This is a genomic window from Bacillus paramycoides (assembly GCF_001884235.1).
GTDB classification, from domain to species: Bacteria; Bacillota; Bacilli; order Bacillales; family Bacillaceae_G; genus Bacillus_A; species Bacillus_A paramycoides.
Window position 1 is genome coordinate 45,907 of sequence record NZ_MAOI01000031.1, and the last position, 13,082, is coordinate 58,988.

Below are 13,082 nucleotides of genomic sequence, written 5' to 3' on the forward strand. Positions count from 1 at the left end.
TGTAAACACTTTCCCCTGATTGATCTTTATAATTCAAACATTAGCTAACTACCTAAAAATTAAAATTCACTTCCTTCTTTCGCTTATCTTTATATCGTGAAAATCACTATCCACTCTATATTTAACCAGAACACCATAAATTAGACCAATAAAGTACCATCCTACCGATCCTGCTATCAACGGTGTAAGAATAGCCTCTAATGAAGATTGAACTAATATAGCTATATAAGTAGCAAAAATACATGCTATAGATAGTTCTTTAAACTGCTTTCTCTTTATTAATACTAGGGGCGATAATATTAAAGCCATAAATGGTACTACCATAAAAACTCCATAATGCATGGCAATTTGTAATAAGGGATTATGTAAATCAATCGCCATTCCATTCCTAGCACCTATCCCATAAATCGGGTTATTTTTAATCAACTCTATCCCTTCACTCCACAGTACTTCTCTACCATTTAAACCTGAAGAATTAATCCGCTTAAAGGTTAATTCAACAGATTGCTGCACAATATCAACACTTAAAATTATAGGTGTAATTATTACTAAGAATGGTACAATTATTAAAATCTTTCTAAGTTTATTTTTTGATATTAAAAATGTAAAAATTAAAATTACACTTAAACTTAAAAGTGCTCCTCTACTACTCAGCAAAAAAACAATTAAAATACTAATAAATACCTCTGATACTATTAGTATTTTAATTAGTTTAGATTTTGTTGCAAAAAAACATAAAAAAAGTAAGGGAATTGAAAATACTAACATTGCTCCCACAGCATTAGAATTCAGCCAGCCAGTGGTTATTGTCCACCTTTCATTAAGCACCTGATCAATTGAATTTTTTGTAAATAATTGAAATTGTATAATCGATACCCAACCAACAAAAACATATAATAAATTTTTTTTAAAATTAATGCCCGTCAAAATTCCAATATACATGCTTCCAGCTAAACAAATGAATAATAAAACTTCCGCATAAAATTGATCATTATGATAATGAAAATAACTTAAGCCTAATAGGATAAAAAAGATTATCCAAAGTACATGGATATACGCTAAACTCTTTATCATTAATAAGTTATTTTTTATTAATGATACAAATACGCCTATCAAACATACAATAATAATTAATTGTGGAGATAAGACTTCTGGATACATTAAGGAGAGTAACAGAAAAATTGTAAATAAATAACTCATTTTAACTCCCTTTGTATTTCAATATACATTTCTAATGTTTTATTAAAAGTTTTCATACTAACATTTCTTATAATAACTCGACTCATTGTATCCATTAACCTCACTAATATTAAAAGCTTTTGTTTAAATTTATTTATCTCTGTATATTTAACAAAGTAGTAATACTCCCCTTTTAAACCATTCACATAAGAGATTGAGGGATATTTTTTAGTAGTTGCTGCGTTTTCATGTACCACATATACATCACTTGTTATAAAACCTTTGTACCCTTTTTCATAATATTTTTTTGCTAAAATACGCTCTTCCCCGTACAAGAAAGTGTATGGATCAAAAGCCCCTATACGTTCTACAGCTTTTGCATTTAAAAGAAAGAAAGCCCCTGAAACAATTTCTGATTCAAAAACACCCTTTGTTTTTAAATCTTTCGTAGTGATATTATTATAAAGTTTCCTTAAAGGTATTCCAAATAAAGTAGTGTTAATGAATCTCTCTACCAACGTTGTATGTTTTTTTGGATAATATTGTGCTAAAGTTCCATCAATATTCTTTATGGTCGTTCCTAAATATCCCCAATCAGACGGTAATGTTCCAACTATATTTTTTAACATTGCAATTGTATTTTTCATAGGTAAATGAATATCATTATTTGAAACGATAATAAAATTCACATCCATATTATCAACGACATATTTAATACCCACATTATTTCCTTTTGCATACCCTAAATTTTCATTTGTTTGAATATATATTATATCCCTTTTCTTAGATAAAATATTATGAGATTCATCCTGAGAATCATTATCAACAACAACAATCTCTACCTCGTCTGTTTGTTCTTTAAATTCTTCTATAGCCCTTAATGTTTCTTTAATATTTTTATAGTTTAAAATAACCACTGCAACCTTATTAGTCATATTCTTCACCTTTATATTAAATTCATATCACTTTCCGTAGATATTCCTCTATTTGCCGAGCATTTGTTTCTAAATTGAAATTTTGCTCCATAAATTTTCTTCCGTTCGTGCCCAGCAAAATTCTTTTATCTTTATCACCTATTAATTCTATTATCTTATTAGATAGTTCAATCTCATCCTCTGCATTAAAGAGTAAACCATTAAATTCATTTCTAATTACTGATTGTATTCCTGGGATATCGCTACCTATAACAGGCATCCCAAAAAGTTGAGCTTCTATTATACTCCTTCCCAATCCCTCATTAAGTGAAGGTTGTACATAGATATCACCTATGGATAAAAATTTATTTATATCCGACTGAAAACCTGTAAACTCTATATAATTCCGTAGATTGTTCTTCTCTATATAACCTAATAGTTCATCTAAACATTTTTTGTCCAATTTTTCCCCTATTATATATAGTTTTACATCTTTGTATTTTTTCACAACTAACCCAATTGCTTTAATTAAAGTTATTTGATTTTTATACGGAGCAATATTTGCTATATTAAGAATGTTTACTGTACTTGTTCGATATGATTTTACTAAAGGACTACTTATTTCGACAGATTCATTAATTATTTTTGCTTTTCGTTTAATCTTATCATCCAATAATTCGTATATCCCATTAGATATACAGATAACTTTTGAAGAAAGGCTTAAACTTAATTTGTTTAGCTTTGAATTTAATCCATAATCACTTCTAACAAATGTAATTAATTCTTTCTTAGCAATAAGCGCTCCAAGTCCTACAGTTAAGCTAGCTCGTAGTTCATTACCAATTATTTTATCAATTTTCTTTTTTCTTAATAAGTATGCAAATTTTATACTAAATGAGAACATTGTAAATAATATCAAAGATAACCTACTAAAATTATTCTTCTCATATACTTTTCCATACACTAATAATTTTTTCGGGAACTTCATATACATTTCTTTAACGCCTAAAGGTTTTATATATTTTTCATAGTATTGCTTATTTAATTGGTTAGTTAAAAAATAGTATTCAATTTCTGTTTTTTCTTTTTGAACCTTTAAAAAATCAATTAGACTTATATTCGATCCACCTATAGGTGAAGATTTAGCATATGCATCATAAATTAAAACCTTCATTTAAGTCACCTTCAATATTAATAATTTTACAATTCTATAGATCAAATTCTTTCAAAAATACTTTTACATCCCATAGTCAATGGTGCTTTTTCAATTATATACTTTGAATTTATCTAATCTGGAGCATATCTCCAATAATTTTTTCATATTTAATTGGTTCGATTTTTTCATTACAGTTGCCTGGATAAAAAGTCATTTCACCAAAATAAATTTTCCCATCTAAGTTATATAAATCAACCCGAACAAATGGAAAACCTTTTGATAGTTTGCTAGCAATTTCAACCATTTGCTCATAATTTTTAGGTTTCTCTATAGGCTTATCAATATTTTCATGACCAATTTTCACATCTAAATGCTTATCGTTAAAATTAATATCGAACATACTTCTTTTATGTTCCCCAAACCGATCTGTATCTACTTGAACAAGCTTAGGTTCCCCATTAAAACACCAAAATTTATAATCATAAGTATTGCCTTGAGAATCCTCGATGTATTCCTCTATTACAAAACGTGATGGTAAATCTTTATATTGCCATTCCCTAGTCCTCATATAAGGATCGAGCTTTAACCATTTCGTTAATTTATTAGCAGATTCTTCCCAATCCAATTTCCCTTTATCCTGACAAATAATATTATATTGAGAGCCTGATGCTAACTTCAGTGCAAACTTATTGGGTAATTTTTCAAAATCAACTTCTTTAGGATCCGAATACACCCCTATTAAAGGAGCCAAGTATTCTTCCCCTAATTTTTCTTTTATATAAGCTCTAACTTCATACTTATCAACTACTTTTTTCATAACTGGATTATGATTATTTAACTTCAAAAAAAGTAATTTATCATTAAAATAGACAGGATTTTTTAAATCAGGGAATCTTCTATTTTTCAGCAAAAAAGTAAGTGTACAGTATTGACGATCTGGAAAGAGTGATAGTGCTTTTGATAACTTATATTTAATTCTTTCGTTCAAAATAATCATTCCCTATATTTTAAATATACTTTTCTATTACTTTACCTTGGTTATTAATTTTCAAACCACTCAACAAATTTATTTATTCCCTCTTGAATGGGAGTATCTGGCTTAAACCCTACATCATTAATCAAATCTGAAACATCTGCATATGTTTGATAAACATCTCCTGGTTGCATCGGATAATACTCTTTGACCGCTTCTTTACCTACTGCAGATTCAATAGCCTGAATAAAATCTAACAATTTTACAGGTTTATTATTTCCAATATTATAAACTTTATATGGTAATTCCTTATTATTAAGGACAGGCGAGTTCTCTAACAACTTAATAATACCGTCTACAATATCATCAATATACGTAAAATCTCGATACATATCACCATTATTAAATACTTTTATAGGTTTTCCGTCCATAATCGCTTTTGTGAAAGAGAAATACGCCATATCTGGTCTTCCATAAGGTCCATAAACAGTGAAGAAACGTAAGCCAGTTGTTGGCACATTATACAAGTGGCTATATGTATGAGCCATTAATTCATTTGATTTTTTTGTTGCTGCATATAAGCTAACTGGATTATCCACTTGGTCTTCTGTTGAAAACGGTATTTTTTTGTTTGCACCATATACCGAACTTGATGATGCATAAAGCAAATGTTCTACTTTATGATGTCTACACATTTCAAGGATATTCAAAAACCCAACAACATTTGATTGAATATAAGCATCTGGATTTTCAATACTGTATCTTACACCTGCTTGTGCAGCAAGATTAATAACAATATTAATCTCGTTTTCAACAAATAATTGCTCCAAATACTCTTTATCAGTTAAGTCCGCTTTATGGAAAATAAACTTCTCATACTGATTTAATATATTTAAACGACGTTCTTTAAGGCTAACCTCATAATAGTTATTAAGATTATCATATCCAATAACCTTACAACCCATCTCTAATAATTGTTTAGAAAGGTGCATACCGATAAAGCCGGCTGCACCTGTTATTAAATATGTTTTTTTAGAATCTACATGTTTTAAATTCATTTTCAGACTCCTACACCATAGTATTTAAAGCCTTTTTCGATCATTGCTTTTTTATTATAAATATTTCTCAAATCAAAGAAATACTCACTTCCATCTATTTCACGAAGCTTATCAAAGTCAAGGTTTCTAAATTCATTCCACTCGGTTAAGATCACTGTAGCACTTGTACTTGCAATTGCTTCATATGCTGTTTCACACCATGTAATACTATCTTTAATTCCTTCAAGACGCCACGTTCCCTCTTTCAGCCCTTCAGGATCATATATGTTGAATTTTGCTCCACGTTTAGCCAACTCAGGTAAAATTACAAGTGCTGGTGCATCCCTCATATCATCTGTATTAGGTTTAAAGGTGATACCTAAAATAGCAAATGTTTTTCCATCAACATCACCCATGGCATTAACAATTTTATCTACCATTTTTAACTTCTGTTTTTCATTTGCTTCTACTGTTGCCTCAATTAAAGAAATAGTTTCACCGTGCTCATGAGCTATTCTTGCGAGAGCCTTCGTGTCTTTTGGGAAACAGCTCCCTCCATATCCAGGACCTGCATGTAAAAACTTCGGTGAAATTCGCCCATCCTGCCCCATCGCTTTCGCTACTTTCTGAACATCCGCACCAACTTTTTCACATACATTCGCAACTTCATTAATAAATGTTATTTTCATTGCAAGGAAAGCATTTGCAGCATATTTAATCATTTCTGCTGTTTCAATATTAGTTTCTACAAATGGCGTTTCATTTAGATAAAGAACTCTATAAACGTCCTTCATTAACTCCAATGCCCTTTCACTTTCAGCTCCGATAACAACTCTATCAGGATGAGTAAAATCTCTAACAGCAGAACCTTCTCTTAAAAATTCTGGATTTGAAACTACATCAAAATCATACTGGATCCCTCTTTTATCCAGTGCTTCTTTTACTGTAGATTTAACAATTTGCCCTGTTCCTACTGGCACAGTGGATTTATCTACAATTACTTTATATCCATTCATATATTTTGCAATACTCTCTGCAACTGCAAGTACATATTGAAGGTCAGCACTTCCATCATCTGCTGGCGGTGTACCTACCGCTATAAAAATAACATCATTATTTTCTACAGCTTCTTTAATATCAGTTGTAAAATTAAGACGTTTATAATAATGGTTTTTTTGTACGACTGTTTCTAATCCCGGTTCATATATAGGAATTACACCGTTTTTTAGGCTCTCGATTTTATTTTTATCGACGTCAACACACGTCACCGTATGTCCAAAATCTGATAGAATAGCTCCTGATACTAAACCTACATAACCTGTTCCGACTACTGCTATTTTGGTCATATTCTACACTCCACATCAATTTATTTATTACAAATTTGATCAATTTGATTCATGTATGCCTTTATTACTATGTTTCTATCAAACTCTTTTTCGATTTTTTCTCTAGAGTTTATACCCATTTGTTTTCTTTCAACATTTGTTAAGCAAATAAATTTTTCAATCTGTCCAACTAAACTGCTTGTGTTTTTAGCTTCAAATGTATATCCATTCTGATTTTCTGAAATTGTTTCCCTACAACCGGGTATATTAGAGGCAATCAATGCTCTTCCAGTAGCAGCTGCCTCTAATAAAACATTAGATAAGCCTTCTCCACCATGAGAGGCTTGAATAAGACAATGAGCTTCTTTAACAAATGGTTTAACATCTGATTGATACCCTAAGTATGTAATAAAACCTTCATTTTGCAGCTGATTAATCATATCGTTATAATGTGGCTGTGTTTTCTCAACAAAACCTATTACATTAAATTGTGTGTCTGGATATTTTGTCTTTATAATTTTTGCAGCTTCTAAATATTGATCAATACCTTTATCCCTCATAATTCTTCCAATGAAAATGAACTTCAACACATCTTCTTCTGGAAAATCTTTAAATTTATATTCTTCTAAATTCACTCCTGAACCTGGAATAAGTTCATAATGCCCTTTAATTATATTCCTATCTACTAACATTCTCATGTCTTCAGTATTTTGAAAGAAAACACAATAAGACTTTTTCAAACTTACCTTGTATAAAGTAGATAAAAACGTTTTTAAAAGTGAACTTTTACTAAATCCGCTTCCTAAACCTGTAATATTATTTATACATGGGATATTTAAAAGCCTACAAGCTAATCCTCCATATAAATTTGGTTTTATCGTATATGTCAATACAACATCCGGTTTTATGTCCTTCAATATTTTAATATAGTGCGCGACTAGTTTAAAATCAGTTATCGGGTTTGTGCCTCGTCGATCAACATTTGTTTCTACGAATTTACATCCCCATTCAATCATCTTATCTACTTTTTCATCTTTGGGTAACGATATATATACTTCGTATCCTTCCCTCAATAATTCTTGTATTAGTTCTTTACGAAAATTGTATATTACAAATCCATGATTACCTAATAATAGTACTTTTTTATTCATAATTTTATGTTCACCTAATTACATACTTATTTTTATAGAAGTTTCAAAATCAACAACGCAATAGTCAAAATCAGGATTTAGTTTTTTATCATATGCTTTATTTCCCAATACCTTATTAACGACATTTATCTTTTTTGACATTATCTTTATGACTGGATTAAATGTTTTAATAAAGTGGACTTTCTTACCCACGTTGATAGCCATAAGATTAATAATATCTTTCGTACTAACATATTCTTTATTTTGCGGGAAAAATACCCCGTCCAACTCTTTGTCAATAACAACCTTTAAAAATTCACACAGGTTATCGATGAATATCATACTTCTTTCATTACTTATCTCAGGAAAAATTGGTGATTTTTGCGCCAGCGTTTTCAGCCTAGGAAAATTCCCTCTACAGTTTGGTCCATACACCATTGGCGTTCGTACCATAACCGTTTTAAATTTATTACTATTCATTTTTTGAATAGCTAAATCAGCTTCGAGCTTACTTCGCCCATAAAAATCAATAGGACTTGGCTCGGTCTCTGCAGTAATAATTTTAGATTCACCTAATTTTCCATCTGCACCGTAGATAATCATGCTACTCATAAAAATGAATTGCTTAACATTTTCTTTTTCAGCTTTTTCTGCAATGTTAATCGCTAAATCCCTATTAATTTTATAATACATTTCTTCCATTTTAGGATCAGCTGAAACATGTGCTATTCCAGCTACGTGTAAAATAACATCATATTGGGAAAAGTCCTTTTGTTTCCATCCATCATTTCTAACAGATATTTTATCAACATCATATTGACTTGACCAATTACTAACCCATTTCTCAAAATTTGTTCCTATGTAACTTTCTTTTCCAGTTATTAAAATTCGTTTCTTGTTCATTTATGAACTAGCCCCTTTTCTCATTTCGGGGTTTTGTTCACTATTATTATTTTTCCCTTCCTTAACTCCTTCAGATTTTAAAACACTTTTTATAGTCATAAAAAACACCTTCAAATCAAATAATGGTGACAATTTCTTTACATATTCACCATCTAGTTTCGCTTTTACATCAATAGGAAGTTCATCTCGTCCGTTTATTTGTGCCCATCCCGTTAATCCTGGAACAACATCATTTGCACCATATTTATCACGTTCTTCGATTAAGTCATATTGATTCCAAAGTGCAGGACGGGGACCAATTATACTCATTTCACCCTTAATAATATTTATAATTTGTGGGAGTTCATCCAAACTTGTTTTCCGCAAAAATTTACCAACTTTTGTGATATACATTTCAGGATCTTCCAAAAGATGAGTAGGCATATCTTTTGGTGTATCAATCCTCATTGTTCTAAACTTTAAAATATAAAATTCTTTTTTCCCTTTACCAATACGGCGTTGTTTAAATAACACAGGGCCCTTGGAATCCAGCTTTATACAAATTATTAATAATAAGAATAAAGGTGATGATACTACTAACCCTATAATTGCAAAGATACAATCTATTATTTGTTTCAAACTCTTTTTATATATCACTTTTATTACCACCTCAATTTTCTCAGCATACGGATAAATGATTTAGAAACAAGCTAGCTTTTAATTAAAACTTTACTATTAGCAATCTCTAACAATCTTTCTCTTATATCTTCTTTACTCATTTTTTCAAAATCATTCATAAACTGCCTTAAAATCCCCTGGTCCATCAATACAGCTTTTCCTATATGGATTTTAGGGAATATTTGTTCAGGATGAATTTCTCCTTCGTTTAAGAGCTCTTCATACATCTTCTCCCCTGGTCTTAGTCCAGTAAACTCGATTCCAATTTCTTCAATAGAATATCCAGAAAGAGTAATAAGATTTTTTGCTAAGTCAACAATTTTAACTGGATCTCCCATATCAAGAACAAATAGCTCTCCACCTTTTGCTAACGTTCCAGCTTGAATAACTAGTCTTGAAGCTTCTGGTATTGTCATAAAGTAACGAATCATATCAGGATGAGTAACTGTTACAGGCCCACCTTTTTGAATTTGCTTCTTAAATAATGGGATTACACTTCCCCTACTCCCAAGAACATTACCAAATCGAACAGCAACGAATCTTGTATTCGTACTCACTGCTGCCAAATGTTGTACAAGCATTTCTGCAAATCGTTTTGTAGCCCCCATTACATTCGTCGGATTTACAGCTTTATCTGTAGAAACCATGACAAACGTATTTACTTTAAATGTATCAGCTGCTTCTGCAACATTTTTTGTACCAAAAATATTATTTTTCACAGCCTCTTCAGGGTTACGTTCCATTAAAGGCACATGTTTATGTGCAGCTGCATGATACACAATGTATGGACGATGCTTCTTCATTATTTCAAAGATTTTATGGCGATCTTGTACATCAGCAATTTCTGTAGTAATTTCGATCGAATCCTTGTATGTAACTCGCATTTCCATTTCAATATTATAAATGCTGTTTTCACCATGCCCTAAAAGAACAATTTTTGCAGGCTTATACTTCATCACTTGACGACAAATCTCTGATCCAATCGATCCACCTGCACCTGTCACTAAAATTGTTTTACCTGTAATCTTTTCTCCAATTCCTGCGTCGTCTAACTGAATTGGTTCTCTTCCTAATAAATCCTCTACTTGCACATCACGCACTTCATTGACAGACACTTTACCATCTAGAAGGTCCTCAAGCATCGGTACAATTTGAGTTTTCGCCTTCGTTTTCGTACATCTCTCAAAAATCTCATTTATTTGTTTTCTATTTAAAGAAGGAATAGCAATGATAATATGTTCAATATCATTATCTTCTACAATTTCTTTAATATGATTTGTCATACCAACAACTGGTACATTATAAATCTCTAATTTTTGTTTATTTTTATCATCATCCACAAATGCAATTGGAAATAAATCTGCTTCTTTATTATGTTGTAATTGTCTTACTACCATAGTTCCTGCTGAACCTGCACCGACAATTAGTGTTCTTTTTTTATTCGTATCTTTTGCAATATATGTATCACGGAACATGCGCCATACGAAACGCGAACCACCAATCAATAATAAATGTAGCATCCATGCAATTGCTAAAATTCGAACATAAATATCATGATTTATAATTTGTTGAACAATTGCTGTTACGATAATAGACAGAGTGATTGCTTTGAATATTTGTTTCAATTCACCAATACTTGCATATTCCCATGCTTTATTGTATAGCTTATACATACTTGCAAAAATATGATGACTACACAATAATGTAATAGAACTAATAACTACTGTCGTAGGAATTTTATTTAATACATTAGGATGTATAAACCAATAACTTAAGTACACGGCAGTTAATACAATAAATGAATCTAATAAAATTAATAATGAGAGCCGTCTTCGATAACTCAATATACCTGTTCCCTTCTGTATATAAATATTATTTAATTAATAATAAAAAAGGACATTCTCTTATGAATGTACTTCATCTTTTTTTATAAGTTTCTTCATGTATTTCATCAAATCTGCTTTCAATTCTTCATTTTGAAGTGCCATCTCAATCGTAGTCTTAATAAACCCAAACTTCTCCCCAACATCATAGCGTATTCCTTCAAAATCATAAGCAAATACTCGTTGAATTTCATTTAAACGTTGAATCGCATCTGTCAACTGAATTTCTCCACCAGCACCTGTTTGTTGATCTTCAAGGAACATAAAGATTTCTGGTGTTAATACATAGCGACCCATAATTGCTAAATTAGATGGTGCTGTACCTTGAGCTGGCTTCTCTACAAATTGACGCACTTGATAACGGCGGTCATTTTGCTCAATCGGATCGATAATTCCATAACGGTGTGTCTCATTTTCTGGCACTGTCTGTACCCCAATAACAGATGATTGTGTTCCTTCATATTGATCCATTAATTGACGTAAACATGGCGTATCCGCTTGCACAATATCATCACCAAGTAATACTGCAAATGGCTCATTTCCAATAAATTTACGTGCACACCATACCGCATGTCCAAGTCCTTTAGGTTCTTTTTGTCTTATGTAATGAATGTTAATTTTTGAAGAAGCTTGCACTTTTTCAAGCATTTCGTACTTTCCTTTTTCGAGTAAGTTTTGTTCTAACTCAAAAGAGTGATCGAAATGATCTTCAATTGCACGTTTTCCTTTTCCAGTAACAATAATAATATCTTCGATTCCTGATTCTATCGCTTCTTCTACTATGTATTGAATTGTCGGTTTATCAACGATAGGTAACATTTCTTTCGGCATTGCTTTCGTTGCTGGTAAAAACCTCGTTCCCAGTCCCGCAGCTGGGATAATCGCTTTTCTTACTTTTTTCAATTCTAGTCCCCCTATATATCGTTTTATCTATATGTAGCGATAACAAAAACCCTACCTATAGAGTCATAGTTATAACTCCATAGGTAGAGTTTCTATCATAAATAAAATTATGGGCATCTAACCCATCCTCACGCCATACTCCCGACGACAAGCGTCTAAGGTAGGCACGAAATAAAATTTCTACCCACAGCACGACCGAGTGCCTCCGTTGATAACGGTTAGGAGACATCACCTGTTCTTTATTTAAAAGATACCGAACAATTTTTTACGACGAATTTGTTCTGGGTCTTCTTTATAAATTGCTTTTCCGCTAATTAATAAATACGGGTTCTCCTTTAAATCACTCATAGCGTTCATTCCGAATTCTTTTTCGATTAATTCATAGCTTTCCGCTAAATGAAATCCTCTTGATGTTGTGTTATGTGCATCTGATGCGATCATATGTGTTAAATTATGTTCTACAAGTTGGAGTGAGAATTTTTTTATCTTTTTGCCGAAATTTCCTAGCAAGCTACCTGCCGTTACTTGTGTTAATGCACCCTTACTTACAAGGTTATATAACTTATCTGGCCGCTCGATTAACTCGGCATTACGTTCTGGATGAACGATAATCGGGATTATCCCTTTAACGCGTAGTTCATATAATAATTGTTCTGCATAGCGAGGTACATGATTAGATGGAAACTCAATTAATATGTATTTATCTGTTTCATTTAAAGTAACAATTTTACCAGCTTCGTAGTCTCCTAATAAATCACCATATAATCTGACCTCTTGCCCCGGTAAAATTTTGAGCGGAATTTCATTTTGTTGTAGTTCATCATTTAATTGTTTCACTTGATGAATAATAGAAGTGCGTTCATTTACATATTTTCCATTTTGATGGTGTGGTGTAGCGACAATTGTATGAATTCCTTCTTGCACGGCCTTTTGTGCCATCGCTAAACTATCTGTTACTGTTTGTGCACCGTCATCGATGCCAGATAAAATGTGACAATGTAAATCAATCATTCTTCTCACCC

General features: G+C 31.6%; 12 protein-coding genes. All 12 read right to left on the reverse strand.

The genetic code is table 11. From position 1 onward, the window contains the following. Positions 1-66: 66 nt before the first annotated feature. The gene (locus BAU28_RS05135) at positions 67-1,200 is read right to left on the reverse strand and encodes an O-antigen ligase family protein (RefSeq protein ID WP_071717929.1); all 1,134 of its coding nucleotides are present in this window, start codon (positions 1,198-1,200) and stop codon (positions 67-69) included. Next, on the reverse strand, positions 1,197-2,114 hold the full coding sequence (locus BAU28_RS05140; protein ID WP_071717930.1) for a glycosyltransferase family 2 protein: 918 nt from the start codon (positions 2,112-2,114) through the stop codon (positions 1,197-1,199). Before BAU28_RS05140 ends, BAU28_RS05135 begins: the two co-directional genes overlap by 4 nt. A gap of 22 nt (positions 2,115-2,136) precedes the next feature. Continuing rightward, positions 2,137-3,267: a glycosyltransferase family 4 protein gene (locus tag BAU28_RS05145; protein ID WP_071717931.1), complete on the reverse strand. Its 1,131-nt coding sequence runs from the start codon at positions 3,265-3,267 to the stop codon at positions 2,137-2,139. Positions 3,268-3,376: 109 nt separating this feature from the next. Then, the gene (locus tag BAU28_RS05150) at positions 3,377-4,237 is read right to left on the reverse strand and encodes an ATP-grasp fold amidoligase family protein (RefSeq protein WP_083594542.1); all 861 of its coding nucleotides are present in this window, start codon (positions 4,235-4,237) and stop codon (positions 3,377-3,379) included. A 53-nt stretch (positions 4,238-4,290) separates the two neighbouring features. Then, complete coding sequence (locus BAU28_RS05155; RefSeq protein WP_083594544.1) at positions 4,291-5,280, reverse strand: NAD-dependent epimerase; 990 nt, start codon at positions 5,278-5,280, stop codon at positions 4,291-4,293. 2 nt (positions 5,281-5,282) lie between these two features. After that, positions 5,283-6,605: a UDP-glucose dehydrogenase family protein gene (locus tag BAU28_RS05160; protein WP_071717934.1), complete on the reverse strand. Its 1,323-nt coding sequence runs from the start codon at positions 6,603-6,605 to the stop codon at positions 5,283-5,285. A 20-nt stretch (positions 6,606-6,625) separates the two neighbouring features. Then, positions 6,626-7,735 (reverse strand): glycosyltransferase family 4 protein, encoded by a 1,110-nt coding sequence (locus BAU28_RS05165; RefSeq protein WP_071717935.1) that lies wholly within the window; start codon positions 7,733-7,735, stop codon positions 6,626-6,628. Positions 7,736-7,753: 18 nt separating this feature from the next. Beyond that, positions 7,754-8,617 carry an NAD-dependent epimerase/dehydratase family protein gene (locus BAU28_RS05170; protein WP_071717936.1) on the reverse strand — a complete coding sequence of 288 codons (864 nt, stop codon included), beginning with the start codon at positions 8,615-8,617 and terminating at the stop codon, positions 7,754-7,756. Next, positions 8,618-9,253 carry a sugar transferase gene (locus BAU28_RS05175; RefSeq protein ID WP_071717937.1) on the reverse strand — a complete coding sequence of 212 codons (636 nt, stop codon included), beginning with the start codon at positions 9,251-9,253 and terminating at the stop codon, positions 8,618-8,620. Between the two features lie 53 nt (positions 9,254-9,306). Further along, the gene (locus tag BAU28_RS05180) at positions 9,307-11,118 is read right to left on the reverse strand and encodes a polysaccharide biosynthesis protein (RefSeq protein ID WP_071717938.1); all 1,812 of its coding nucleotides are present in this window, start codon (positions 11,116-11,118) and stop codon (positions 9,307-9,309) included. Positions 11,119-11,178: 60 nt separating this feature from the next. After that, on the reverse strand, positions 11,179-12,060 hold the full coding sequence (galU, locus tag BAU28_RS05185; protein ID WP_071717939.1) for a UTP--glucose-1-phosphate uridylyltransferase GalU: 882 nt from the start codon (positions 12,058-12,060) through the stop codon (positions 11,179-11,181). 243 nt (positions 12,061-12,303) lie between these two features. Next, positions 12,304-13,071, reverse strand: a complete 768-nt coding sequence (locus tag BAU28_RS05190) for a tyrosine-protein phosphatase (RefSeq protein ID WP_071717940.1) — start codon at positions 13,069-13,071, stop codon at positions 12,304-12,306. Positions 13,072-13,082 lie beyond the last annotated feature (11 nt).

Bases quoted from the DNA above. Each gene is read 5' to 3' on its own strand.
- BAU28_RS05170 (WP_071717936.1), bottom strand. From the start codon at position 8,617: ATGAACAAGAAACGAATTTTAATAACTGGAAAAGAAAGTTACATAGGA.
- BAU28_RS05145 (WP_071717931.1), bottom strand. From the start codon at position 3,267: ATGAAGGTTTTAATTTATGATGCATATGCTAAATCTTCACCTATAGGT.
- BAU28_RS05140 (WP_071717930.1), bottom strand. From the start codon at position 2,114: ATGACTAATAAGGTTGCAGTGGTTATTTTAAACTATAAAAATATTAAA.
- BAU28_RS05135 (WP_071717929.1), bottom strand. From the start codon at position 1,200: ATGAGTTATTTATTTACAATTTTTCTGTTACTCTCCTTAATGTATCCA.
- BAU28_RS05155 (WP_083594544.1), bottom strand. From the start codon at position 5,280: ATGAATTTAAAACATGTAGATTCTAAAAAAACATATTTAATAACAGGT.
- BAU28_RS05160 (WP_071717934.1), bottom strand. From the start codon at position 6,605: ATGACCAAAATAGCAGTAGTCGGAACAGGTTATGTAGGTTTAGTATCA.
- BAU28_RS05165 (WP_071717935.1), bottom strand. From the start codon at position 7,735: ATGAATAAAAAAGTACTATTATTAGGTAATCATGGATTTGTAATATAC.
- BAU28_RS05190 (WP_071717940.1), bottom strand. From the start codon at position 13,071: ATGATTGATTTACATTGTCACATTTTATCTGGCATCGATGACGGTGCA.